Genomic DNA, 23,246 nt, shown 5'->3' on the forward strand with positions numbered 1-23,246 from the left:
GAAACCATGTCCGACAAACTCTGGTCCGGCCGATTTTCCGAAGGAACCGATACGCTGGTGGAGGGGTTCACGGCCTCCATCGGCTATGATCGCCGCCTCTATACCTGGGACATTGAAGGCTCCGTCGCCCACTGCCGGATGCTTGCGAAAACCGGTGTGATCACGGCAGAGGAAGCCGCCGAGCTGGTTCGGGGGCTCGAACAGGTGCGCCGGGAGATAGAAGCCGGAGCGTTCGCCTTCGACGACAGCCTGGAAGACATCCACATGCACGTGGAGTCCCGCCTTTTGGAGATCGTGGGAAAGGTGGCCCAGAAACTGCACACGGGCCGCAGCCGGAACGATCAGGTGGCCCTCGACATTCGCATGTATCTCAGGGCGGAGACCCGTGTGATCATCGAGGCTGTCGGCCGGCTTCGCAGTGCTCTGGTGTCTCTCGCCGAAACTCATCTTGGGGCGGTTTTGCCGGGATATACGCATCTTCAGCGGGCCCAGCCCGTCCTGCTCTCCCATCACCTGATGGCCTATTATGAGATGTTCACCCGAGACGGGGAACGGTTTCGGGACGCGCTTTCCCGTATCGACGTCATGCCGTTGGGTGCGGCGGCCCTTGCCGGAACAACCTACCCCATTGATCGTGAATATACCGCGCGACAGCTCGATTTTCCCCGGATTTCCGAAAACAGCATGGACACGGTGGGCGATCGGGACTTTGCCCTGGAGTTTACTGCCGCAGCCGCCATCTGCATGATGCATTTCAGCCGGCTGTCCGAAGAGCTGATCCTCTGGTCTTCGGTCGAGTTCGGATTCGTGGAGATTGCCGATGCCTTCACCACCGGCAGCAGCATCATGCCCCAGAAGAAAAATCCAGACGTGTGCGAGCTCGTCCGAGGCAAGACCGGACGGGTCTACGGAGACCTGATGACGCTCCTGACCCTGATGAAATCCCTGCCCATGGCTTACAATCGGGACATGCAGGAAGACAAGGAGCCGCTTTTCGACGCTGTCGACACCCTGAAGATGACCTTGGCGGTCTATACCCGGATGCTCCCCAACATTACCTTCAAAACCGATGCGATGGCACGGGCGACCCATACCGGGTTTCTGAACGCCACGGATCTGGCCGATTATCTGGCAACCCGGGGGATGCCCTTCAGGGAGGCGCACCATGTGGTCGGCAAGGCTGTCGGATTCGCTCTCGGACGCGGCAAGGAACTGCATGAGCTCAGCCTGGCGGAGCTTCGAACCTTTTCCGACCGGATCGAGTCGGATATTTTCTCGTTTCTGGGGGTCCGGGAGATGGTTGATCGCCGAAAATCCGCGGGCGGCACGGCGACCGAAAACGTCCGGTCGGCCATTTTGAAAGCCCGTCGGACGCTGGCCCGAGAATCCGCCAACGAAGACCGGATCAAATCCGGAGAGCACCCGTGAAGGGTTCGCGCCGTTGGATCGGGCTGCTTTTCACGGCGTGGGTGTTGACGGCAGGGTGTGGGGTCAAGGCTCCTCCCGTTCCCCCCAGCCGGTTGCCGCCCGCCGCGGTAACTGATCTGACGGGGGCCGTGGCCGGCGATGTCCTGGAGTTGACCTGGGGGATTCCGGCAGTCGGGGACGATGCCGGCGAGGCCGACGGTTTTGCCGTATATCGGGCGAAAACCCCTGTGGAGGAAGCTGAGTGTCGGGACTGCCCCTTGATTTTCCACCGGATCGCGCAGGTTTCCATAACACCGTCCCTTCGCCAAAACGGTCGAATGACCTTTTCGGACCCCTTGGAAAACGGATATCGTTACCATTATAAATTGCGCTCCTATGATGTGTTCGGCGCGGCCGGCGACGATTCCAACACGTTTACCGTCGATTATTGACCCAACCGGCCGAGCCTTCGGACGGCCGTATTTCAAGCCGGCAGTTTTGATGAATATGACTAAAATTCCTTTTTTTAAAATGTGTGGCAGCGGGAACGATTTTATCATTGTCGACAATCGGAAAAAAATCCTCCATGAAGCTGCGTTTTCGAACCTGGCGCGCCGCCTCTGCACCCGAAGCCGTTCTCTCGGTGCCGACGGATTCGTGATTGTGGACGATTCTTCCTCCGCGGATTTCAAATGGCATTTTTTCAACTCGGACGGCAGCCGTGCCGGCATGTGCGGCAACGGCGCCCGCTGTGTGGCGCGGTTCGCTGCCGTCAATGGCATCGCCGGAACCGACATGACATTCGATACCGATGCGGGAGTCATTGCGGCCCGGGTGACCGATGATCGGGTGCGTATCCGTATGACCGATCCCCGCGGCTTCGAACCTGAAAAACGAGTGGAGATCCGAAGCGGCGCCCTCACGGTCGCCTGCATCGATACCGGGGTACCCCATGTGGTTGTCGCCGCGGCGGATATCGCGGATGTCGACGTCGTCGGCATGGGGCGGGAGCTGCGGTATCATCCTGTTTTCGCACCTGAGGGGACCAACGTCAATTTCACGTTCGTGCATGAGGACGGACGGCTCTTCAACCGGACCTATGAGCGCGGTGTGGAGGGGGAGACCCTGGCCTGCGGCACCGGCGCCGTAGCGGCGGCATTGGTGATGGCCGCCCGCGACCGGGTCCGCTCCCCGGTCGTCGTGATGCCGAAGAGCGGTGAGCCGCTTCGGATCTTCTTTGAGCGAGACGGATCCGCGTTCAGCCATGTCTTTCTGGAGGGAAATGCCCGCATCGTCTGTACCGGGGAGCTCTGGGAAGAGGCATGGAACTGGGCGGATCCGGACGACGTCATGGACGTCGGAAGCAAATGACCGTGGATCGCGGAACGGCAGCCTTCATCTCCCTGGGTTCCAACATCGGCGACAAGCGGGGATATTGTCAGAAGGGGATCGACGGTCTGCGGGCCGCCCCCCGTACGACCATCACCGCGCTATCGCGTTTCTATCGAACCGAACCGGTGGATTACAAGGATCAGGACTGGTTTGTCAATGGGGTGGTGCGCATCGATACGGAACTGGATCCGTATGCGCTTCTCGATCTCTTGCATACCATCGAACAGGCGGCGGGAAGGGAGCGAAAGGGGGTCCGTTTCGGGCCGCGGACTCTGGATATGGACATCATTCTCTATGGGAATTGGGTCGTGAATACTCCCACGCTCTCCATTCCGCATCCCCGCATGCACAAAAGACGCTTTGTATTGCAACCGCTTTGTGATATAGATCCGACCGTTGTCCACCCCGTATTCCTTAAGAATGCTCAATATCTTCTCGAGCATCTCGATGACGAAGGCCAGAAAATGTTTCCCTGCGAAGAATCAGAAACGGTGTTGTTTTGATCCGATTATTGATCATTTCCGCATTGGTCTATTTTTTATATCGGAAAATCAGGTCCTGGGCCGGGCGTCTTGACGACAGCCGCACCTCTGTTGCCGCCGTCGAGGACATCATGGTTCAGGATCCTTATTGTGAAACCTATTTCCCCAAAAGAGAGGGTGTACCCCTCGACCTGGATGGAAAAAAATTGCTGTTCTGCAGCCGGAAATGCCGGGACGCTTTTGTCGCCGAGCATTCCAGATCATCAACAGGAGGATAAAATCTTATGAAGTTTTTTATCGATACCGCCAATATCGAAGAAATAAAAGAGGCTCACAGCATGGGCATGGTAGACGGGGTTACCACCAATCCCTCTCTCATTGCCAGGGAGGGACGTGATTTTGAGGAGATCATCCGGGAAATCTGCGGCATTGTCGACGGCCCCATCAGTGCCGAGGTCATTGCTCTGGATACAGACGGCATGATCGCCGAAGCCCGAGATCTTGCCACAATTCATGACAATATTGTCGTCAAGATTCCCATGACCGTAGACGGGCTGAAGGCGGTTCGAACCCTGGCGGAAGAAGGTATCCGAACGAACGTCACCCTGATTTTTTCGCCGCTTCAGGCATTGATGGCGGCCAAAGCCGGCGCCGCCTATGTCAGCCCCTTTGTGGGACGATTGGACGACTTGTCTCAGGACGGCATGACACTGGTGGAGCAAGTTGTGGATATCTTCGATAATTACGGCTATGAAACGGAAGTTATCGTCGCCAGTGTGAGAAACCCGGTTCACGTGTTGGAGAGCGCGCTCATAGGGGCCCACATCGCCACCATACCCTTCAAGGTTCTGGGCAAGCTCGCGGCCCACCCCATGACCGACAAAGGGATCCAGTCCTTTCTCGACGATTGGAACAAGCGTAATCACTAACAGGCATCCGATACCCGGACGGTGGCACCGGATACCTCAACAGGGACCTTGAAACAGGGATCGGATCAGCATGACGCAATGGGACAAGCTGGGTAAGCTACTGAGCAACCCCAATTTCTTGACGATGTTTCGCATCATTGCCGCACCCGGCGTGGTGATACTGCTCCTCTTTCCTAACCGATTGACGACGGCGGTGGCCATGCTGTTGTTCAGCGCCGCGGCCATTTCAGACTATCTGGATGGATATTTCGCCCGGCGCTGGGGCATGATCTCCAATTTCGGCAAGGTCATGGACCCGGTGGCCGACAAACTCCTGGTCTCATCCTCCCTGATCATGCTGACGTCCTTGAGCTGGATACCGGCCTGGGTGGTCTGTGTCATTATCGGCAGGGAACTGGCCATCACGGGACTCAGGGTGGTGGTGATCGAGAGCGGAGAGGACATCTCTGCCTCCTGGTTGGGAAAATACAAGACGGGTTTTCAGATTGCCGCCATTATCAGCCTGTTGATTCATTATCCCTATTTCAATGTGAACTTTCACGCGATCGGTCTCTTCTTTCTATGGGGAGCCTTGCTGTTCACCATCTGGTCCGGTGTCGATTATTTCATCAAGTTCAGAAAACTGATCGACCTTTGATTTTTCTATTGACAGCAATGGGATAACTCGTTATAAGCGTTATCCGTTCGAGCGGGAATAACTCAGTGGTAGAGTGCGACCTTGCCAAGGTCGAAGTCGCGGGTTCAAATCCCGTTTCCCGCTCCAATAGGCGGCATAGCCAAGTGGTAAGGCAGTGGTCTGCAAAACCACCATTCACCAGTTCGAATCTGGTTGCCGCCTCCATATTATCATACCGCAAGGCGCCATAGAGCCGATCAATCCGCTTTATCGCCTTGATCGAGCGGGAATAACTCAGTGGTAGAGTGCGACCTTGCCAAGGTCGAAGTCGCGGGTTCAAATCCCGTTTCCCGCTCCATAACGTCAGTCAACCCCGACCGAATGGTCGGGGTTTCGTTTTATGTGCGACTGCTCTTCCTCAAGGCGTTCGTCAGGGCCGCGCCGGCCTGTTCCGGAACTCAACGATTGCGCCCCTTCCTTCCGATACATGCCGGGCGTCGATGCGCCGTGTAATCCAAGCCTGACGTCTCAAGGGCGATTCGAAAATCCTGTCCGCCGTCGAAAGTACCGCATCGGGGACAATTATACCCATTCGTCGGGCAGTCCGGAGGTTCAGGCGGATCTGCGAATCCTTCTGGAATACGACTTCCAGGAATTGTGACGGCTTTTGGGCTTGTGCCCGAAGAGCCTCTTTGATATCTTTATCTCATTTTATGTCATGTGTCGATGACCTGCCGAGGCGGTTCCTCAAACGCATCGGCCATCCGGATTGCAAGGGGCTCATGTTCGGCAACTTTATCCATTTCATCGTCGTGTTGTTGATCTACGCGACCTATCAGCCAACCGATACGCCCGGCTTTTCGGTTGTGGAATCCACAACGCTTTTCTTCGGGCTTTTCCTGGGATATGCCGGGCTTACCCGAGTGCTGTTCCGAAGACTCGAACGTCGTATTTCCACCGGGGATTTTCAACATCTCGACCATCTTTTCAACCGGATGGTGACCCGGCACTCAATTCTGGCCATCGTATTTTTCGGTATCGATATATACGTATTGAACCTAGTTGAGGCTGTTCAGCACCTTTCCTTTCTCTCGATGCTCCCCACCGTCCAGGCACTCATATTCATTTCGGTTTTCATCGGATACCTGGCCGTCCTCTGGAGCGTCGCCTTCGACGCCTACCGGAAGCTCTACGGAACCGACCTGAATCGCAGGCGCTACACGGTCTCCAATCTCGCGGTATCCATACCCGTGCTGCTGCCATGGGTATTGCTGTCCGGTTTCGCGGACCTTGTTCGCCTGCTGCCGTTCGAATCTCTCAAACGCTTTCTCTCCAGCAGCGAGGGCGAGATAATCTATTTCTTTTGTTTTCTGATGATCGTTGCGGTGATGGGACCGTTGTTGATTCAGAAGTTCTGGAGATGCACGCCGCTTCCGTCGGGGTATGAGAGAAGCCGCATCGAAGCGCTCTGTCGACGGGCCGGCCTGGCATATGCGGATATTCTGAATTGGCCGCTTTTCGAAGGTCGGATGATCACAGCCGGCGTTATGGGGCTCGTTCGACGATACCGTTACATACTCGTCACCGACGCCCTGCTGAGACTGTTGAGGCCGGAGGAGGTGGATGCGGTGATCGCTCACGAGATCGGGCACGTGAAGCGAAACCACATTCTGTTCTACCTGTTCTTCTTTGTAGGCTACATCTTGTTTTCTTATGCCGTGTTCGATCTCATTGTCTACGGCATACTTTTGTCGGAGCCGCTCTACCGGTTCATCATCCAGTCGGGGGTGAGTCAGGCGGCCATGACCTCGACCCTGATCACCTTGGCGACCATTCTCGTTTTTCTGGTCTATTTCAGGTATGTTTTCGGCTATTTCATGCGGAATTTCGAACGCCAGGCCGACTGTTATGTCTATACGCTCTTCAATACCGCGGGCCCGTTGATCTCCACTTTTGAAAAGATTACGCTGACCAGCGGACAATCCCCCGACAGACCCAATTGGCACCATTTCAGCATTGCTGAACGGGTGAAATACCTCATCAAGTGCGAGCAGGATCGGCGTTGGGTCCGCCGCCATGACCGAAAAGTGAGACGGAGCATTCTCCTGTATGGGGCGGCGATGACCGTGATCGCCGTGATGGCCTATTCTCTCAATTTCGGCGATACGGGGAAGGCCCTGAATGCGAATCTCTTTGAGCGGATCCTCCAGCGGGAACTTCAGCAACAGCCGGATTCACCCGAATTGTTCGGGTTGCTGGGGGACTTCCATTACAGCCGGAATCAGTATGCCAAAGCGGCGGAGGCCTATGAAAATGCCATCCGATTGGGATCGGAAAGCGCCGAGGTATTCAACAACCTGGCGTGGCTCTATGCCACTTGTGAAGATGCAAGCCTCCGATTTCCGGCAAGGGCCCTCGACCTCGCGAAAAAGGCATCGGAACGATCAAACGCCCCCCATATCTGGGACACCCTGGCGGAGAGCTATTTTGTCAACGGCCGGTATGAGGCCGCAGTTCAGGCTGGGGAGCGGGCTTACGCGGCCGCCAAAACCGATCGATCCTATTTTGAAAGTCAGCTGAAAAAATTTCGTCGCGCGGCTCGGATCGACTGAAGCGGTTATGCGGCGCAGACCTTCCTGACCTGCTTGAGGTCCGTGAAGCCGTCGAAGATTTTCTTGATGCCGTCCTGCTCGAGGGTTCTCATGCCGTCCTTGATCGCCTGATCCTTCAATTCCTCGAGGCGGGCCTGCATCTGAATCATCCGCTTGGCCTCATCCGTGGCAACGAGCAGCTCATGGATGGCCATCCGGCCGGCATACCCGGTCTGATTGCAGTGAATGCACCCGGGGGCATTGTAGAGCGTCATGTCCTCACGATAGGTCAGCAGATCGGGAAAATCGACCTCGAATTCATACCTGCCGTACCGTTCGATCAGGTGTTCGTGCTCTTCCCGAGTGGGATGGTAGGTTTTCTTGCAATTCTTGCAGAGGGTTCTCACAAGACGCTGGGCGAGGATGCCCAGGATGGCGTCGGCAAAGTTGAACGGATCCATCCCCATGTCCAGAAGGCGCGTAATGCTTTCGGGCGCACTGTTGGTATGCAGTGTCGATAGGACGAGGTGTCCGGTGAGAGACGCCTCGATGCCGATGGCCGTCGTTTCCTTGTCGCGCATCTCACCCACCATGATGACATCCGGATCGGCGCGGAGAAAGGCCCGCATGGCCGTGGCGAAATTGAAGCCGATCTTGGGGTGGACCTGAACCTGACGAAGTCCTTTCTGAGTAATTTCAACGGGATCCTCGGCTGTCCAGATCTTGGTTTCCGTCTTGTTGATGTAGGCGAGAGCGGAATGAAGTGTCGTCGTTTTACCCGAACCGGTGGGGCCGCAGACGTAGATAATGCCGTAGGGCTGGGTAATAAGCTCGACAAATCGATTGAAATTCCGTTCGGAAAATCCCATGTTGGCCAGAGGAATCGGCTCTCCGGCATTCAGGATCCGCATGACGATGTCTTCGAGACTTCCCTGGGTGGGAATGGTCGCCACCCGGAGCTCGATGTCGAGGCCCCCGTATTTCTTGAACTGTATCTTGCCGTCCTGGGGCATCCGCCGTTCGGCGATGTCGAGACCCGCCATGATTTTGATTCGGGAAACGACGGCCCGCTTATAGTTGTAAGGGATGGTCTGATAAACCGAGCACACGCCGTCGATACGAATTCTCACCAGGGTGTTCTGTTTTCCGGGATAGGGTTCGATGTGAATATCCGACGCCTTTCTGGCATAGGCATCGTGGATGATCTTGTTGACGAGCTTGACGACGGCGCTGTCGGACTCATCGAACTCCTCTTCGGTCTCCTCGTCGTTTTCCGCTTCCCGTTGAAGTTCATGAAGGATATCGTCGATATCTCCGACGTTTCTGACCTCCTCCAGGGAGAAGTGTTTGATGAAATCGATGATATCGCCGGGCAACGCGACCCGGAAATCGAGCGGATTGTTGGGATAAAGCTGTTTGATGAGGTCGATCTTCTGAATGTCGTGGGGGTTGTCCACGGCGATGACGACTTTCCCGCCGTCGCTTTCCAGGGGGACCCAGAGGTTTTTCTTCATGAAGGCCTCTTTGCCCTTCCGCATCAGCGAAGTGGGAATCGGCCGATTGGGGTCGAAAAGAACGCCCGGCACCTCGTAATATTTGGCGAGGGATTCGATGACCTCTTTTTTGGGAATTTTCAGAACGCCGATCAGATAGCTTTCGATGGATTCCCGCCGCTTTTTGGCTTCGATGATGGCGTTTTTGAGTTCCTTCTGGGTCAGACTGTGGTTTTGGAGAAGATAGTAGAACTTGTTGCCGGCCTGGCGAGCCGCCCGTTTGAGGTTATACATGGCGATACCGAGAATCTTGGCGAGTTCCCGGATGAAATGCTCGTCCATTTTGGTGAAGGGCCGGTTGTCTTTCCGGTTAACCAGCTGAATCGCTCCCAGCAGATATTTGTGGAAATGGATCGGGCAGGCCAGCACCTGACGGGTGGTGAATCCGGAGGTTTTGTCCCAGCTGTCGTCGAACGCGAGGTTCGGGTCGATGGCCTTCAGTTCTTCCGGGTCGTAGGCATCTTCGATGTTCACCAGGCGTTGTTTGTATGTCGCGAATCCCACGATGCTGGTGGCGGTCACCGGCACCCGAATGTCATGGATATTTTTGCCGGCGACGATCCGTGAAACCAACTCGCGTTTGACGCCGTCGATGACGTAAATGGTGATGCGTTCGGATTCAAACAGCTCGACGATCTCATCCTTCAGGTTGTTGAGAACCTGATCCAGATTGGGCGCCATTTGAATTTTATTGCTGATGATCTGGAATTTGATTCTGAAAGCGACTTCGGGGCTGACGCCGGGTTTGTTGCCCTGGGATTGGAGACCGGCGACCCTGTCCTTCATTCTGGATTGGGCGGTGTCGACCTTCAAATGGCTGACGGGGAGTTCTACCTTGATGTGTGTCGCTTTGGGCATATCGTTTCTTTCAACCCTCTATACCGGCATTGCGGATGGTCAAAAATATCGCATTTACAGATAACCTCTGAGCCATGAGAGCGTTATGATGAAGGATGATCGGTCAACTCGCGATAACAGGAAATGATTTTCTTGGCCCCGCCGACGATGAGCAGAATGCCGATCAGATAGAAACTGAATTTTACAAACCCCATGATCGAGGAAAAATACTCGATCTGTTCGATCCGGGGCATAACCTGGGGAATACGGAAGAACACGCCGATACCCATGAGGACCAGCACGGCTCCCCATACGATGTGAAGATAAATTTTATCTTTTGTCATGACGGTTACCTGCTCCCGGCGCGGTTGCTCACCAGATGTCGACAACCTTGTCGAATTCTTCAAAAAAAAACAACTTGACTATATAAAAAGTTATAAGCTTATTGGATTATAACCGTTTTAACAGGGTGTGTCAAATGATAAGCGAAAATAGACCCACCAACCGTAACCGGAAAACCGGGGGTGCTCCGGACGTCCGGAGACGTCAGAGAAGGCTCGTTTCCATGAGCCGGATCCGGACGGGAACCCCTAAGTTTTCACGGAGACTGCTTTCCAATTGGTGAATCCGTTTTTCGAGGATCTTGATTTCATCGGAAAACAAGCGGTCGTCCATGGCAATGGCCGCTTCGAGAAGTTTTTTTTCGCCTTCTGCTTCCCTGACGGCGGCGCGGTATTTCGGAACGAAGGACAGGGCGTCTTCAATATGCCGGGTAATCTGGCTCGGGTGAACCTTGACCCCGTTGATGTTGAGGATATCGTCCGTCCGATCCTCAAACCATTCCAACTTGAGGAAGGTTGTTCCGCAGGGGCACGTATCCGCCATCAACCTGGCCTTTTCGCCGGTACGGAAACGGATGAGGGGAAAGGCCCGGGTGGTCAGGGTGGTGAGCACCAGCTCGCCCGTCTCTCCCCGCGGCAGCACGTCGCCGGATACAGGGTCCACGATTTCCGGGAGAAAATGGTCTTCATTGATGTGAAGTCCGTGGTGATCCCGGCATTCAAAGGCGATGGCCGGCCCCGGGACTTCGCTGAGCCCGAATTGATGCCATGTCTCCACGTGGAGCCGGGATTCAAGGCGTCGACGCACCTCCGGCATGAGGGGTTCTCCCACCAGGATCAGCCGCTTGAGGTTGAGGGCCGTGGGGTTGAGTTCGGCCTTGAACATCAGATCGGTCAGCTGAATCGCACGGGACGGGGTCGTGACGAGGGCCGATGTCTTGTAATCTCTCAGCACCATGAGCTGTTTGCTGGGGGAGAGGGGGGTATTGGGGATGACGGCGACGTCCATGGATTCGGCGCCGTCCTTGTAATCCCGACCCCAATTGGCCAGGCCGGGATCCAGGTCGATCTGAAGGATGTCTTCGGAGGTGATCCCCGCAGCCGTGAAAGCACGACCGACCATTTCCCGCCACATGCGGAGATCCTGGCGGGTGTAGCCCGTAACCGTGGGGTGCCGGGTGGTTCCGGGGGCCGTATGGATGCGTACGATGTCTTTGAGCGGAACGGCAAAAAGGCCGTAGGGGTAATGTTCGCCCAGGTGTTTTCGTTCCATGAAAGGCAGCGCGGCGATATCCTCGACCCGTTCGATGGCGGACGGATCCTTCCCGTTTCGTCCCGCCACGAGGTTCTGGCGGTTCTGGTGGAACGGCACGTTCCGGTAGGCCCGGTTCAGGGTGGCCTGAAGCCGCTCCAGTTGGAGCTGTTCCCGCTCGTTGGGGGCAAGATTCAGCATGTCATCCCCTCTCTTCAAAGAATTCTTCGTAGTCTTTACCCAGGTATGCCCGCTTGACCTCCACGTCCGAAAGGAGATCCCCGCCGGTGCCCTCTAAAACGATCTTCCCCGTTTCCAGAACATACCCGCGATCGGCGATTTTCAGTGCGGCCTGGGCATTCTGCTCGATCAGGAGGATGGTCAGCCCCTCTTCCTTGAGCCGGACCAGGGTGTCGAGGATCTTTTCCACCATTATGGGGGCCAGGCCCATGGACGGTTCGTCAAGCGCCAGGAGGCGCGGCCTGGCCATTAGAGCCCGTCCGATGGCCAGCATCTGCTGTTCTCCCCCCGAGAGTGTCCCGGCGGGCTGCGCGGCACGGTGTCCCAGAATCGGAAACAGATCAGTGATTCGGCCGATATCCCGATTGATTTCTGTGTGTTCTTTACGGCGGTATCGGGTGTAGGCGCCCAATTTCAGGTTATCCAGGACACTCAAGGGTGCGAAGACCTGTCGACCCTCGGGCACGAGGCTGATGCCTTTCCGGACGATGGCAGGCGGGTCCATCCCCTTGAGGGAGGCATCCTCGAAGGCGATCTCCCCCTTCCAGGCGGAAAGCAGTCCGCAGATCGACATCAGCAGAGTGCTCTTGCCGGAGCCGTTGGCGCCGATGAGGGTGATGAGCTCTCCCCGGCGCACGGAAATGCTGACGCCTTTGATGGCCATGATTCTGCCGTAGTAGCATCGGAGATTCTTGATTTGCAGCATGGTTTCAGCCGGTTCCGAGATAGGCGGACATGACGGCCGCATTGGATTGGATTTCCCGGGGAGCCCCTTCGGCCAGCATCCGGCCTTGATCGAGGACAAGGATTCGGTCGCAGACGTTCATGGTGAGGCTCATGTCATGCTCCACCAGCATGACCGTTACACCGAGATCCCGTATTTTTCGAATCAGTATTCCCAACCGTTCGGTTTCCACTGCGTTCAGGCCGGCGGCGGGCTCATCCAAAAGGAGCACCTTGGGGTCCGACGCAAGGGCCCGGGCGATTTCCAGCAGTCGCTGCCAGCCGAAGGGAAGATCGCCGCTCCGTTGATCGGGCGCCACGGTGAGGCCGACGAAATCGAGAAGTTTCCGGGCGCGCGCTTTCAAGGCCGTCTCCTCTTTTCGAACCGCCGGAAGTCGGGTGACGGCGCCCCATAAACCGGTTCGGGTTCTGACGTGACCGCCGACCATGATGTTTTCGATGACCGACATCCTTTCGAAGAGCTCTACATTTTGAAAGGTACGGGAGATGCCCAGGCGGACGATGTCCTGGATTCGCTTTCCGCGGATGGAGACGCCCTCGAGAAATATATTTCCCGAATCCGCCGTGTAGGCACCGGTGATCACGTTGAAGAGCGTTGTCTTCCCTGCGCCGTTGGGACCGATGAGTCCCATGATGACGCCTTCATCAACGGCAAAGGATATGCCTGACAGGGCCTGCACCCCGCCGAAGGCCTTGGATATTTCCTGAAGCGTCAGGAGCTTCGGTTTATCGGCCATATCTACCTCGGGCGCGTTCGTAGATGTCCAGAAAACCGCGTGTCAGGCCCTGGGGCATGACGATCATGACCCCCATCATGATGAGCCCGTAGACCACCATCTCGAAGTCTGAAAAGGCATGGAGCCATTCGGGAAGCAGGGTCAAAAGGGACGCCCCCAGAAGTGCGCCCCAGATGCTGGCCATACCGCCGATGACCACCATGGTCACCATCCGGACCGACATGAGGAAATCAAAGCTTCCCGGGCTGATGAAATTGACGTAGTGGGCATAGAGGAAACCGGCCATCGCGGCGATCCCCGCACTGAATACGAAAATCTTCAGTTTGAGGTGCATGGTGTCGACGCCTACGGCGCGTGCTGCTTTTTCGCTGTCGTGGATGGCACGGAGGGCTCGACCCGTGCGGGAATCGATGATGCGTCGAGAGACCAGGACGGTTATGAGGAGAATGCCCCAGACCAGATAGAAATAATTTTTCCCCGAAGAAAAATTGAGGGAGCCGATGGAGAGGGGCGGTATCCCGACGAGCCCTGAGGCCCCCCCGGTGACCGTGTCCCATTCCCGGAAGACAATGAAGGCGATCATGCCGAACCCCAGGGTTCCCATGCCGAGGTAATACCCCGAGAGCTTGAGTGTCGGCATGCCCACCAGAAAGGCGACCAATACCGCGGCCGACACCGCCAGGGGAAGCGATAACCAGGGTGACAGCCCGCAGGTCGTCGTGAGGATCGCCGTGGTGTAGGCGCCGATGCCGTAGAAAGCGGCATGGCCCAGGGAGATCTGGCCGGCGTACCCCATGAGCAGGTTGAGGCCGAGAGCCAGCAATGTGTTGATCCCGATGAAGGTCATCACCTGAAGGTGGTAGGGATTGGTGGTCACGAGGCCGACGCCGGTGATCATAAGGAGGGCCAGGGCAGGGGTAGCGCCCTTTCGAAGGGATACGGTCATGATTTCCGTTGGAGGAGCCATCGCCGGTCAGAAACGCGAGGCGTCGGCGGCGCCGAAGAGCCCGCCGGGTTTGATGTAAAGGATGAGGAGCAGCAGGACGAACGCGACGGCGTCTTTGGCCGCGGAGGAGATGTAGCCCACCCCCAGCGCCTCCAGGAGGCCCAGCAGGAATCCGCCTGCAAGCGATCCCCAGAGGCTGCCGATGCCGCCCAGCATGGCTGCGCAGAAACCTTTCAGGCCGAGCAGGGTTCCCATGTCGTAGCCGCACATGGTGATGGGGGCGATGATGACCCCCGCGGTCGCGCCGAGTCCCGTGCTCATGACGAACGCCAGGAGCACCATTTTTTCGGAGGGGATGCCTGAAAGCCAAGCCCCGCGCTTGTTGATGGCTGTCGCCTGCATCGCCTTTCCCGTGAGGGTCTTCCGGTAGAAATAAAAGAGGCCTACGGCAAGGAGTACGGCGATGACGAGGATCCAGATGCTCTGGGGCAAGAGTTTCGCTCCCGCCAGGTCCAGGGGCGGATGATCGGAGAAGGGCGGAACGCTGCGAGCATCCTTCCCCCAGATGATCATGGCCGCCCCCCGAAGAAAAATGGATGCGCCCACCGTAATGATGACCAGTACGATGGGGTGGGGTTTTGAAACGGTCCGGATGGCGATGCGTTCGAAAAGAAGCCCCGCCATTGCGACTCCGCCGACGGTCATGACGATAGCGAGGAGAAGGGGGAGGTGCAGCTCCCCCCACAGCGTCACAAGCCCCAGGGCACCCAGCATGACGAATTCACCGTGGGCGAAGTTGATCAGCTCCGTTGCGCTGAAGAGCATCGAGAAGCCGATGGCGATCACTGCATAGATGGCGCCGTTGGTCAGACCGGAAAACACATATTGGGCGAACTCCTCCACTTACTGCACGAGCTCCCAGGTGCCGTTCTGGATTCGGACCATCACGAAGGCATTGGCGGAGAGGCCGTTGTGCTCTTTCGGCCCGAAATTGAAAACGCCGGAAACGCCGACGTGATCTGTCAAGGATTCGATGTTGTCCCGCAGTTTTTCCGGGTCGCCGTCGGTGCCCTTGAGGGCCTGGGCAAGGATATTGACGGCGTCATAGGCGTAACCGCCGAATCCGGATACGGGTTGTTTGAAGGTCTCGGTGTAGGTTCCGGCATATTCGGCCAGGACCGCCTTCTGAGGATCGGTTTCCGGCAGGAGGTCATGGATCAGGATCTTTCCGGTGGGCAACAGGGTGCCTTCCGCGCTCTCCCCGGCCAGCTCGATGAATTTGGGCGACGCCACCCCGTGACTTTGATAAACGGGGATGTTCAGCGCCAGTTGCCGGGCGTTTTTGTTGACAACGGCGGGTCCCGGATTTGTGCCCCAGCAGATGACGGCGTCGGGTTTGGCGCTCTTGATCTTGGTGAGTTGAGCGGTCATGTCGGTATCGTTGCCCCCGAATTTATCGGCCTGGACAATGGTGAGCCCGAAGTCCCCGGCCTGGGCTTCCAGTTGTTCCCGTCCGGACTCGCCAAACGCGTCGGCGACGGTGAGGATGCCGATCTTCCGAATGCCCCGGGTCTTCATGTGCTCATAGATGGCCTGAACGGCGTGGATGTCGCTTTGGGCGGTCTTGAACACCCACGGATTGATGGGCATGGTGATCTTGTTCCCGGCGGCGCAGCTGATGAGGGGGGTTCGGGCTTTTTCGGCAAAGGGCATGACCGCAAGGGTAGTGGGCGTGGTGCTTGGCCCGATGATGGCCAGGACCTTGTCCTTGTTGAGCAGCTTGCTGACGCTCATGACCGCTTTCGTGGGGTCCCCCTCGGTATCATAGATGACGGCCTCGAGCTTGCGTCCGTCGATGCCGCCGGCCGCGTTGATTTTTTCGATCACCATTTCCATGCTTTTCTTCTCCGGATCGCCCAGGAAGGACGCCCGGCCGGTGACGGAGAATATTCCGCCGATCTTGTAAGTCTCCTCGGCAAGCGCACCGCCCGCAAAAATCGTAACGACGGCCCATGTCAAGAGCAACCGCCAACCGTTTCGTCTGACTCCCGTCAGTGTTTGCATCCGCTTTCCTCCATTTGGGGTTATGGGGTGTGGGGTGAGATCCCTACATGCCGGTCGATTCCGGCGCACCGGGGTCAAAGGGTATAGAGCTTGCGTCCCTCGATCACCGTCACGCCGTTATCCTTGAGCAGTTTCAGGGCCTCCTCCGTATGATCGAACCTGAAGATCATGACGGCGTTGCTGCCGCTCTGCTGAACAAAGGCGTACATGTATTCAACGTTGACGTTTCCGTTTTGAAGGATGGTGAGAATATGGTAGAGCCCGCCGGGCTGATCCGGCACCTCGACGGCCACCACGTTGGTTTTCCCCACGGTGAAGCCGTTTTCCTTCAGGACGCTGCAGGCTTTTTCATTGTCGTCCACGATGAGTCGCAGGACCCCGAAATCCGATGTGTCGGCCACCGACAGCGCCCGGATGTTGATCTTGTTTTCGGACAGGATCCGGGTGACCTCGGCGAGGCGTCCGGATTTATTCTCCAGGAAAATGGAAATCTGTTCTGCGCGCATAATGTTGTCTCCTCTGACTGATAGGGTTTTTCCTTCCGATATCGTCGACGGCGAACGGCGGCTACGGGGAATATATATCGGAAAATTCCCGCCGTTACAACTTCCGGTTGTCGATCACCCGAACGGCCTTGCCCTCGCTGCGCTGGATGGTCTTGGGCTCCACCAGTTTGACGTGAGCGGAGACCCCGATGATCTCCTTGATGTCTTTCGTGATTTTTTTCTCGATCTCCTGAAGGGGGCTGACCGTGTCGGAGAAGAGATTCTCTCCCACCTCGACCATCACCGTCAGTTTGTCCAGGTTGTCGACGCGGTCCACCTGAAGCTGGTAATGGGGTTCCACGCCCTTGGTCTCCATGAGGACGCTCTCGATCTGGGAGGGAAACACGTTGACGCCCCGGATGATGAGCATGTCGTCCGTCCGTCCGCTGACCCTGTTCATCCGGACGAGTGTCCGACCGCAGATGCAGGGCTCGGGATTGATGGAGGTGATGTCCCGGGTCCGGTAGCGCAGGACCGGGAAAGCCTCCTTGGTGATGGAGGTGAAGATCAATTCACCCGTCTCGCCGTAGGGAAGGGGCTCGCCGGTGTCCGGATCGATGATTTCGGCGATGAAATGGTCCTCCGCGATGTGCATACCGCGCTGGGCTTCGTGGCATTCGATGGAGACCCCGGGGCCGATGACCTCGCTCAGCCCATAGATATCCACGGCTTTCAGGTGGAGTTTTCTTTCGATCTCTTCCCGCATGTGTTCGGACCAGGGTTCGGCGCCGAAGATGCCGTATTTGAATTTCAGGTCCTTGAAATCCACGCCGAGTTCAGAGGCGACCTCGGCCAGATGAAGGACGTAGGATGGGGTGCCGGTGAGGATAGTGGGGCCGAAATCCTTCATGATGGTGATCTGGCGCTTGGTGTTGCCCCCCGATACCGGAATGACCGATGCTCCCAGTTTTTCGGCGCCGTAGTGGACCCCGAGTCCGCCGGTGAAAAGACCGTACCCGAAGGCATTGTGGATGATGTCTCCCCGGGTGGCGCCGCCGGCGGCCAGGGCACGGGCTATCAGGGTGGCCCAGGTATTGACGTCGCGGGCCGTATAGCCGACCACCGTGGGTTGGCCGGTGGTCCCGGACGATGCATGTATCCGGACCACCATATCCATGGGAACGGCGAACATGCCGAAAGGATAATTGTCCCTCAGGTCCTGTTTGGTGGTGAAGGGCAGACGGCAAAGATCCTTCAGGGATTTGACGTCACCGGGTGTGATGCCGGCTTCGGCGAATTTTTTGCGGTAGAAGGGGACGGTGGCGTAGGCCCGTTCCAGGGTCGAGCGGAGTCGCCTCAGCTGGATGGCCTCCAGGGCCTCCCTCGGCATGGTTTCGTATTCGATGTCGTATATCATGTTCTGTCCTCCTTGTTCCCACCGGATTTCACGCACTGTGGGATCGTTGGTTTGAAAAGGGATCGGCCGTGGCGGCTGCGACCGGATTCGGGTGCACAAAAAAAGGGCTGTCGGTGCGCCACCCACAGCCCTCTCAATATACCATGAATGTCACCCTACGTTGTGTCCACTCATGGCGCTTTTGTCTTTTTGTCGAGGTTGTCTACGCCCTCAGCCCATGAGCGGACCTTTTAAAGTAAAAAAATCCACTGAAAAAGCCGAGACCGTCAAAAAAGGGAAACCGGAGCATAGGCGCTAACCCATTGTTAAATGTTGGAAAGAATTTCGAAATCACCCATAACGAATCCGGGAAAACGTGTCAAGCGAAAAGAACCTTTTATTTCAGGCGACCCTTGAAAACGGCCTTTCGCTTTTCGAGGAAGGCAGTGGTGCCTTCCTTTGCGTCTTCGCTGGCCATGCAAAGCGCAAAGGCTTCGGCCTCGATATCAAGGCCGGTGGCCAGATCGACATTGAGACCCCGGTTGATGCTTTGCTTGGCCGCCCTGAGGGAAGCCTTGCCTTTGGCCGCGATGGTGCGTGCGGTTTTAAGGGTCTCCTCCATCAAGGCTTGCGGTGCGAAGACCTTGTTGACCATACCGATTTCCAGCGCTTCGGCCGCTGGGATCATTTTTCCCGTGAAGATCATCTCTTTGGCCCGGTTGGCGCCGATCAAGCGCGGCAGGCGCTGGGTGCCGCCAAACCCGGGGATGATGCCGAGGCCGATTTCCGGCAGGCCGAAATTGGCGCTTTCCGATGCGTAGATGAAGTCGCACGCCAGGGCCATCTCGCTGCCGCCGCCTAAAGCAAAACCGTTCACCGCCGCAATAACCGGAATGGCCAGGGCCTGGAGTTTGCTGATGACGGCCTGACCCTTCTGGGCGAAAAACTTGGCCTGAAGGGGGCCGAAGGTGGCAAGCTCGGTAATATCCGCCCCGGCCACAAAGGATTTTTCACCGGCGCCCGTCAATATCAGTACGCGGATGTCCTCATTTTGCGCCGTATCGTCCAGGGCCTGAGCCAGTTCGTCCAGGAGCGCCCCGTTGAGGGCGTTGAGGGCTTTGGGGCGGTTGAAGGTCAGTGTTGCGATACCGTCTTCCACCGTAAACAGAATGTTTTCATATGCCATGGGTCTGCCTCCGTCTTCATTCAATTGCTCATTCATGAAAGTCCGCGGCTGCCGTATCCGTCATTACGCCTGAAAGGTGCGGTGCCCTGAAAGGTGCGGTGCCGGGATCGACGGCCAAATTTCGACTGGGTGTTGCTTAAAGCATCGATGCCGCTTTGTCAACGGGAATCATCCCGCTTTCTTTGTCGCTTCCCCCCGGGACGCCAGGTAGATGGCGAAAAGGATCAGGCCCCCGCCGAGCAGCTTGTGGACGGTGAAGCCCTCGTCGAAGAGAAAATAGGCCATGATACTGCTGCCGATGGGCTCTCCCAGGAGGCTCACGGCGATGGTGCCGGCGCTGAACCATCGCAAAGACCAGTTGTAACTCGTATGGCCGATCAGCTGGGGAATGAGGGCCATGGCCCAGAAGGCGGTGACGGTGTTGGTGGAAAAACCGCTGATCGGCAGTCGAAGACAAAGGACCATGGCCCACAGAATGACGGCGGCGCTTCCGTAGCAGACGGTGACATAGGCCGTGAGTGTCAGTTTCTGCCGAAGGCGGCGGCCGATCAGGAGGTAGACCGCCGCGCAGATGCTCCCGGCAAGGGCGAGGGCATCGCCCAGAAGCGCCTTGCCGCCGGTCTCGAAATCTCCGTAGCCGATGATGACGCCGCCCACGACGCTGATGAGAATGCTGACCACGGCGGTTCTGCCCAGACGCTCTCCCGTGATGAAGGGCGTCAGAATGCCCACCCACAGGGGATTGGTGTTGACGAGCACGACGCTGTTGGTAACCGAGGTGTAATCCAGGGAGGAGATCCATGTGGCGAAATGAAGGGCGAGAAAGAGGCCCGAAAATCCGGCAAGCCTCAGATCGGCTCCGGAAAGGCGCATCAGCTCACGTCGGGCGGTAAAGAAGGCCACGGGCAGAAGGACCAGCGTCGCCAACCCCACGCGATAGGCCGCGATGACCAGGGCGGGGGCCTCACCGGCCAGTCTGGCGAAGATTGCCCCCGTAGACACGGCGAAGACGCCGACCACCAGAGCGAAAAACGGGTTTACCCACGGCGCCGAAACGGCGGTGTCCATCCCTGGGGAATGTTTCATCGTTTGATCCCCACCAGGGTTGCCGTGCGCCACAATCCCCTGGGCGTGGAGACGGTCTTTTCCTGGTAATAGATGATATAAAGGGAAATGAAGGCGTGAAGCAGCTCGTTGTCCCGCAGCAAATAGTCGCGGCACGATACGGCCTGGGCGCCGTATTCGGGGGCTTCCACGTAAGTCTCGAAGATCAGCATTCCCCCGGGACGGAGCGCCTCTCGAATGTAGGGAAAGAGGCGCCGGTTCAGAAAACGGATGTTCAGGATCAGGGTGTACCGCTCCGGTGGGATATCATAGGTGTCCAGGTCGGCGTGAACGGTCCGGATCCGCTGGTGTTTGCCGGCGATGACGGCAAGGGCTGCGTCGGAGATGTCGACGGCATCGACGTCAAATCCCTTTTCAGCCAGGAAGAGCGTGTTTCCGCCGGTGCCGCATGCGATGTCCAGAGCCGGACCTGCGGGAGCCATGGGTCCAAAACGTCGGACAATGGCCGTGGGCGGTTTCATATGGGGATCCTTCCGATACTTTTCGTTCCATTTGACGCGGTTTTTTTCCATACAATCCGTCTTTGATAATGGGTAATTCATAGGCCGTATCCTCCCGGCACCTCTATCCGATCACCATCATGAAAGTCGAAAGTCGAATGGGTAGGATAACCCGTCAACCTTTTCGCGGGTCCGTGGAAGCCGCTCCGGGCTGATCAGCCAAAACTGAACCGGGTTTTCAGCAATTTTCGGGTGGTGGGATTGACGTCCATTGCATCCATCTCCGCCGCAGACACCCATCGGACCTCTACGGCGTCGTCTCCGGCCGAGGGTACGCCCCCCACGTATTCCGCCGCGAGATCCACAATGACGTAATGGAAGCGTATCCCTCCGTCCGGGTCGCGCTCGATGACGTCAAAGGTAAACACCGGTTCACCGGCCCGGATGTCGATGCCGGTCTCCTCCCTGATCTCCCTTTCAGCCGCTTCCTTCAGGGTCTCTCCCAGGTTGAGACGACCGCCGGGGATGGCCCAGACCCCTTCCGCGGGGGGCTTGCCTCGAAGGACCAACAGGATCTTGTCGTTCTTGAATACCACGGCGCCGACGCCGACGCGGGGCTGATCCGGATACATGCGGTTCGATCATCCTCCCATGGACCGGTCTATTACCGGCTTTGAACGGTTTGCGCAAGCGTGAGCACGTCGACCCTCCCGGCCCCGGCCCTGCACAGGGTTCGCGCGCACTCATCGGCCGTGGCGCCGGTGGTGTAGACGTCGTCCACCAACAGGATTTTTTTTTCACGGACATCGCACTCTCCGGCCACGGCAAAGGCGTTCTGGATGTTTGTCCGGCGCGTGCTCCGTTTCATTCCGACCTGGGTGTCCGTATCGCGGACCCTTTTCAGGGCGGATTTTTGAATCATCTCCTGGAAAACGGGAATCTGCATTTCGGCGGCGAGCTCGGGCCACTGTCGTATGAGCAGAAAGGCCTGGTTGAATCCCCGTCGCCGGAACTTGCGGGGGTGAAGCGGAACCGGGATCACGAGATCGATATCCGCTTCGGGCCAGTGCTGAAGAAAGGTTGAAAAAAGGAGGCGCCCCAGGGGACCGGCCAGTTGGGTTCTGGACCGGTATTTGAGTTGATGAAGGGCGGTTTTGAGGCTGCCGTCGTAGATGCCGAATGCCCGGACTTTGTGAAATTGCCTTGGTTTTTTCAGGCAGGAATCGCAGATCGGACCCCACTCCCCGCGGTTGTCGATCGGTCTGCCGCAACGACAGCAGTGAGGGCCGTCCCAGGCAGTGAAGTCGCTGCGGCACCGGGGGCAGAAAAATGGGGTTAACGCGGCTGCAAAGGCCTGGGGCGGCGGTGCCGCCACGCCGCTGGGATCGGCTTCGACGGTCCCAGGGAAAAATGCACCGCAAACCGTGCATTTGGAGGGGAAGGTGAAATCCAGAAGCGCCCGCCCGACGGCTCGGATCCTGCGAAGCGGCAGATGGATCGGTTTCACGGGATGCCCTGGTGCGGATCATCGTGGTAGCGGATCAGGCCTTCCTGCACCACCGAGGCAATGAGCCTGCCGTCCCGGGTGTAAATCCTCCCTGAGGCCAGGCCTCGAGCCTTACAGGCATTGGGGCTTTTCATGACATAAAGCAGCCAGTCGTCGATGCGGAAATCCCGGTGGAACCACATGGCATGATCCAGACTCGCCACCTGCATGGACGGCTCCCAGTAGCTGTGGCCGTGGGGATAGAGCGCCGTTACCACCAGGCCGAAGTCGGAGGCATAGGCCAGCAGATACCGGTGAACAGCCGGGTCATCGGGCATCCGGTCGATGGTTTTGAACCAGGTGTACCGGACCGGTTCCCGTTTCTCCGGAGCGAAGGGCTTGATGGGGTTGACGGGTCGCATCTCGATGGGTCTTCTGCAGATAATTTTTTCCCGGATGGCGGCCGGTATTTTGTCCTGATGGCGGAGGGCGAATTCGATGTCGGATTCGAGACCTTCGGGCCCTGGTACGCTCGGCGGGGCGTCCTGATGCTCGAAGCCCGGCTCGTCCACCTGAAACGATGCCGACATGCTGAATACGGCGCGTCCCTTCTGGATGGCGACCACCCGGCGGGTCGTAAAGCTCTTGCCGTCCCGGATGCAGTCCACGTCATAAACGATGGGTTTCCGGGCGTCGCCCATTCTCAGAAAGTACGCATGAAGGCTGTGAATCCTACGGTCTTTGGGAACGGTCTGGCAGGCTGCCGACAGGGCTTGACCGAGCACCTGTCCCCCATAGACGCTGCGATAACCCAGATCCTGACTCTGGCCGCGAAAAATGTTCTCCTCGATCTTTTCCAGTTTCAAGAGCTTGATCAGTTCTTCCAGCACATTGTCTTCAACGCAGACGCTCATGAGAGCTCCCTCCATGTCATGAATCCCTGAACGCAGTCGTCCGGAGCGGCCTGGATCCCGGTCTGTGCCGAACGATATTTCCT

General features: G+C 57.5%; 24 protein-coding genes and 3 tRNA genes. 11 read left to right on the forward strand and 16 right to left on the reverse strand.

Annotated elements, in window-relative coordinates:
* Positions 1 to 6 precede the first annotated feature (6 nt).
* The 11 genes from argH (at position 7) to AB7S84_RS00655 (ending at position 7,438) form a co-directional block, all read left to right on the forward strand.
* On the forward strand, positions 7 to 1,428 hold the full coding sequence (gene argH, locus AB7S84_RS00605) for an argininosuccinate lyase (RefSeq protein WP_020875126.1): 1,422 nt from the start codon (positions 7 to 9) through the stop codon (positions 1,426 to 1,428).
* Entirely contained in the window at positions 1,425 to 1,859 is a 435-nt protein-coding gene (locus tag AB7S84_RS00610) for a hypothetical protein (RefSeq protein ID WP_020875125.1), read from the forward strand. The genes argH and AB7S84_RS00610 overlap by 4 nt, the downstream gene beginning before the upstream one ends.
* A gap of 49 nt (positions 1,860 to 1,908) precedes the next feature.
* Positions 1,909 to 2,778, forward strand: coding sequence for a diaminopimelate epimerase (gene dapF, locus AB7S84_RS00615; protein WP_234979152.1), 870 nt, complete (start codon positions 1,909 to 1,911; stop codon positions 2,776 to 2,778).
* A complete protein-coding gene (gene folK, locus AB7S84_RS00620) occupies positions 2,775 to 3,302 on the forward strand; it encodes a 2-amino-4-hydroxy-6-hydroxymethyldihydropteridine diphosphokinase (RefSeq protein WP_428152725.1) in 528 nt (175 codons plus the stop codon). The genes dapF and folK overlap by 4 nt, the downstream gene beginning before the upstream one ends.
* Positions 3,299 to 3,559 (forward strand): hypothetical protein, encoded by a 261-nt coding sequence (locus tag AB7S84_RS00625; protein WP_040413793.1) that lies wholly within the window; start codon positions 3,299 to 3,301, stop codon positions 3,557 to 3,559. The genes folK and AB7S84_RS00625 overlap by 4 nt, the downstream gene beginning before the upstream one ends.
* Before the next feature lie 6 nt (positions 3,560 to 3,565).
* A complete protein-coding gene (fsa, locus tag AB7S84_RS00630) occupies positions 3,566 to 4,210 on the forward strand; it encodes a fructose-6-phosphate aldolase (RefSeq protein ID WP_020875122.1) in 645 nt (214 codons plus the stop codon).
* A 70-nt stretch (positions 4,211 to 4,280) separates the two neighbouring features.
* Positions 4,281 to 4,847: a CDP-diacylglycerol--glycerol-3-phosphate 3-phosphatidyltransferase gene (pgsA, locus tag AB7S84_RS00635; RefSeq protein WP_020875121.1), complete on the forward strand. Its 567-nt coding sequence runs from the start codon at positions 4,281 to 4,283 to the stop codon at positions 4,845 to 4,847.
* Between the two features lie 51 nt (positions 4,848 to 4,898).
* Positions 4,899 to 4,973, forward strand: a tRNA-Gly gene (locus tag AB7S84_RS00640).
* Between the two features lie 3 nt (positions 4,974 to 4,976).
* Positions 4,977 to 5,051 (forward strand) — tRNA-Cys (locus tag AB7S84_RS00645).
* 58 nt (positions 5,052 to 5,109) lie between these two features.
* A tRNA-Gly gene (locus AB7S84_RS00650) sits at positions 5,110 to 5,184 on the forward strand.
* Between the two features lie 424 nt (positions 5,185 to 5,608).
* The gene (locus tag AB7S84_RS00655) at positions 5,609 to 7,438 is read left to right on the forward strand and encodes a M48 family metallopeptidase (RefSeq protein WP_020875120.1); all 1,830 of its coding nucleotides are present in this window, start codon (positions 5,609 to 5,611) and stop codon (positions 7,436 to 7,438) included.
* 5 nt (positions 7,439 to 7,443) lie between these two features.
* Here AB7S84_RS00655 and AB7S84_RS00660 read toward each other — a convergent pair whose 3' ends face one another.
* From AB7S84_RS00660 to tesB, 16 genes are all read right to left on the reverse strand, one after another.
* A complete protein-coding gene (locus AB7S84_RS00660) occupies positions 7,444 to 9,828 on the reverse strand; it encodes a GspE/PulE family protein (RefSeq protein WP_020875119.1) in 2,385 nt (794 codons plus the stop codon).
* 83 nt (positions 9,829 to 9,911) lie between these two features.
* Positions 9,912 to 10,151: a hypothetical protein gene (locus AB7S84_RS00665; RefSeq protein WP_020875118.1), complete on the reverse strand. Its 240-nt coding sequence runs from the start codon at positions 10,149 to 10,151 to the stop codon at positions 9,912 to 9,914.
* Positions 10,152 to 10,353: 202 nt separating this feature from the next.
* Complete coding sequence (locus tag AB7S84_RS00670) at positions 10,354 to 11,601, reverse strand: phenylacetate--CoA ligase family protein (protein ID WP_020875117.1); 1,248 nt, start codon at positions 11,599 to 11,601, stop codon at positions 10,354 to 10,356.
* Position 11,602: 1 nt separating this feature from the next.
* Complete coding sequence (locus AB7S84_RS00675; RefSeq protein ID WP_020875116.1) at positions 11,603 to 12,346, reverse strand: ABC transporter ATP-binding protein; 744 nt, start codon at positions 12,344 to 12,346, stop codon at positions 11,603 to 11,605.
* A 4-nt stretch (positions 12,347 to 12,350) separates the two neighbouring features.
* Positions 12,351 to 13,121, reverse strand: a complete 771-nt coding sequence (locus tag AB7S84_RS00680) for an ABC transporter ATP-binding protein (RefSeq protein ID WP_020875115.1) — start codon at positions 13,119 to 13,121, stop codon at positions 12,351 to 12,353.
* Complete coding sequence (locus AB7S84_RS00685) at positions 13,111 to 14,067, reverse strand: branched-chain amino acid ABC transporter permease (protein ID WP_020875114.1); 957 nt, start codon at positions 14,065 to 14,067, stop codon at positions 13,111 to 13,113. The genes AB7S84_RS00680 and AB7S84_RS00685 overlap by 11 nt, the downstream gene beginning before the upstream one ends.
* Before the next feature lie 27 nt (positions 14,068 to 14,094).
* A complete protein-coding gene (locus tag AB7S84_RS00690) occupies positions 14,095 to 14,949 on the reverse strand; it encodes a branched-chain amino acid ABC transporter permease (RefSeq protein WP_428152726.1) in 855 nt (284 codons plus the stop codon).
* A gap of 21 nt (positions 14,950 to 14,970) precedes the next feature.
* On the reverse strand, positions 14,971 to 16,131 hold the full coding sequence (locus tag AB7S84_RS00695; protein WP_020875112.1) for an ABC transporter substrate-binding protein: 1,161 nt from the start codon (positions 16,129 to 16,131) through the stop codon (positions 14,971 to 14,973).
* A gap of 74 nt (positions 16,132 to 16,205) precedes the next feature.
* Complete coding sequence (locus AB7S84_RS00700) at positions 16,206 to 16,637, reverse strand: ACT domain-containing protein (protein ID WP_020875111.1); 432 nt, start codon at positions 16,635 to 16,637, stop codon at positions 16,206 to 16,208.
* A gap of 94 nt (positions 16,638 to 16,731) precedes the next feature.
* A complete protein-coding gene (locus AB7S84_RS00705; protein ID WP_020875110.1) occupies positions 16,732 to 18,033 on the reverse strand; it encodes a phenylacetate--CoA ligase family protein in 1,302 nt (433 codons plus the stop codon).
* 376 nt (positions 18,034 to 18,409) lie between these two features.
* Positions 18,410 to 19,198 carry an enoyl-CoA hydratase-related protein gene (locus AB7S84_RS00710; RefSeq protein WP_020875109.1) on the reverse strand — a complete coding sequence of 263 codons (789 nt, stop codon included), beginning with the start codon at positions 19,196 to 19,198 and terminating at the stop codon, positions 18,410 to 18,412.
* A gap of 168 nt (positions 19,199 to 19,366) precedes the next feature.
* On the reverse strand, positions 19,367 to 20,284 hold the full coding sequence (locus AB7S84_RS00715) for a DMT family transporter (protein ID WP_020875108.1): 918 nt from the start codon (positions 20,282 to 20,284) through the stop codon (positions 19,367 to 19,369).
* Complete coding sequence (locus AB7S84_RS00720) at positions 20,281 to 20,784, reverse strand: class I SAM-dependent methyltransferase (RefSeq protein ID WP_428152727.1); 504 nt, start codon at positions 20,782 to 20,784, stop codon at positions 20,281 to 20,283. Before AB7S84_RS00720 ends, AB7S84_RS00715 begins: the two co-directional genes overlap by 4 nt.
* A 194-nt stretch (positions 20,785 to 20,978) precedes the next feature.
* Positions 20,979 to 21,395: an NUDIX hydrolase gene (locus AB7S84_RS00725; RefSeq protein WP_020875106.1), complete on the reverse strand. Its 417-nt coding sequence runs from the start codon at positions 21,393 to 21,395 to the stop codon at positions 20,979 to 20,981.
* A 32-nt stretch (positions 21,396 to 21,427) separates the two neighbouring features.
* Positions 21,428 to 22,270, reverse strand: coding sequence for a ComF family protein (locus AB7S84_RS00730; protein WP_020875105.1), 843 nt, complete (start codon positions 22,268 to 22,270; stop codon positions 21,428 to 21,430).
* Positions 22,267 to 23,178, reverse strand: coding sequence for an acyl-CoA thioesterase II (tesB, locus tag AB7S84_RS00735; RefSeq protein ID WP_428152728.1), 912 nt, complete (start codon positions 23,176 to 23,178; stop codon positions 22,267 to 22,269). Before tesB ends, AB7S84_RS00730 begins: the two co-directional genes overlap by 4 nt.
* Positions 23,179 to 23,246: the final 68 nt, after the last annotated feature.

Origin of the sequence: Desulfococcus sp., assembly GCF_050178255.1 — a bacterium.
Classification (GTDB): Bacteria; Desulfobacterota; Desulfobacteria; order Desulfobacterales; family Desulfococcaceae; genus Desulfococcus; species Desulfococcus multivorans.

What these genes read in the sequence shown, in the direction of transcription:
- argH (WP_020875126.1), top strand. Translation starts at nt 7, where the DNA reads ATGTCCGACAAACTCTGGTCCGGCCGATTTTCCGAAGGAACCGATACG.
- dapF (WP_234979152.1), top strand. Translation starts at nt 1,909, where the DNA reads ATGAATATGACTAAAATTCCTTTTTTTAAAATGTGTGGCAGCGGGAAC.
- folK (WP_428152725.1), top strand. Translation starts at nt 2,775, where the DNA reads ATGACCGTGGATCGCGGAACGGCAGCCTTCATCTCCCTGGGTTCCAAC.
- fsa (WP_020875122.1), top strand. Translation starts at nt 3,566, where the DNA reads ATGAAGTTTTTTATCGATACCGCCAATATCGAAGAAATAAAAGAGGCT.
- pgsA (WP_020875121.1), top strand. Translation starts at nt 4,281, where the DNA reads ATGACGCAATGGGACAAGCTGGGTAAGCTACTGAGCAACCCCAATTTC.
- AB7S84_RS00655 (WP_020875120.1), top strand. Translation starts at nt 5,609, where the DNA reads ATGTTCGGCAACTTTATCCATTTCATCGTCGTGTTGTTGATCTACGCG.
- AB7S84_RS00660 (WP_020875119.1), bottom strand. Translation starts at nt 9,828, where the DNA reads ATGCCCAAAGCGACACACATCAAGGTAGAACTCCCCGTCAGCCATTTG.
- AB7S84_RS00665 (WP_020875118.1), bottom strand. Translation starts at nt 10,151, where the DNA reads ATGACAAAAGATAAAATTTATCTTCACATCGTATGGGGAGCCGTGCTG.
- AB7S84_RS00670 (WP_020875117.1), bottom strand. Translation starts at nt 11,601, where the DNA reads ATGCTGAATCTTGCCCCCAACGAGCGGGAACAGCTCCAACTGGAGCGG.
- AB7S84_RS00675 (WP_020875116.1), bottom strand. Translation starts at nt 12,346, where the DNA reads ATGCTGCAAATCAAGAATCTCCGATGCTACTACGGCAGAATCATGGCC.
- AB7S84_RS00680 (WP_020875115.1), bottom strand. Translation starts at nt 13,121, where the DNA reads ATGGCCGATAAACCGAAGCTCCTGACGCTTCAGGAAATATCCAAGGCC.
- AB7S84_RS00685 (WP_020875114.1), bottom strand. Translation starts at nt 14,067, where the DNA reads ATGACCGTATCCCTTCGAAAGGGCGCTACCCCTGCCCTGGCCCTCCTT.
- AB7S84_RS00695 (WP_020875112.1), bottom strand. Translation starts at nt 16,131, where the DNA reads ATGCAAACACTGACGGGAGTCAGACGAAACGGTTGGCGGTTGCTCTTG.
- AB7S84_RS00700 (WP_020875111.1), bottom strand. Translation starts at nt 16,637, where the DNA reads ATGCGCGCAGAACAGATTTCCATTTTCCTGGAGAATAAATCCGGACGC.
- AB7S84_RS00705 (WP_020875110.1), bottom strand. Translation starts at nt 18,033, where the DNA reads ATGATATACGACATCGAATACGAAACCATGCCGAGGGAGGCCCTGGAG.
- AB7S84_RS00710 (WP_020875109.1), bottom strand. Translation starts at nt 19,198, where the DNA reads ATGGCATATGAAAACATTCTGTTTACGGTGGAAGACGGTATCGCAACA.
- AB7S84_RS00715 (WP_020875108.1), bottom strand. Translation starts at nt 20,284, where the DNA reads ATGAAACATTCCCCAGGGATGGACACCGCCGTTTCGGCGCCGTGGGTA.
- AB7S84_RS00720 (WP_428152727.1), bottom strand. Translation starts at nt 20,784, where the DNA reads ATGAAACCGCCCACGGCCATTGTCCGACGTTTTGGACCCATGGCTCCC.
- AB7S84_RS00725 (WP_020875106.1), bottom strand. Translation starts at nt 21,395, where the DNA reads ATGTATCCGGATCAGCCCCGCGTCGGCGTCGGCGCCGTGGTATTCAAG.
- tesB (WP_428152728.1), bottom strand. Translation starts at nt 23,178, where the DNA reads ATGGAGGGAGCTCTCATGAGCGTCTGCGTTGAAGACAATGTGCTGGAA.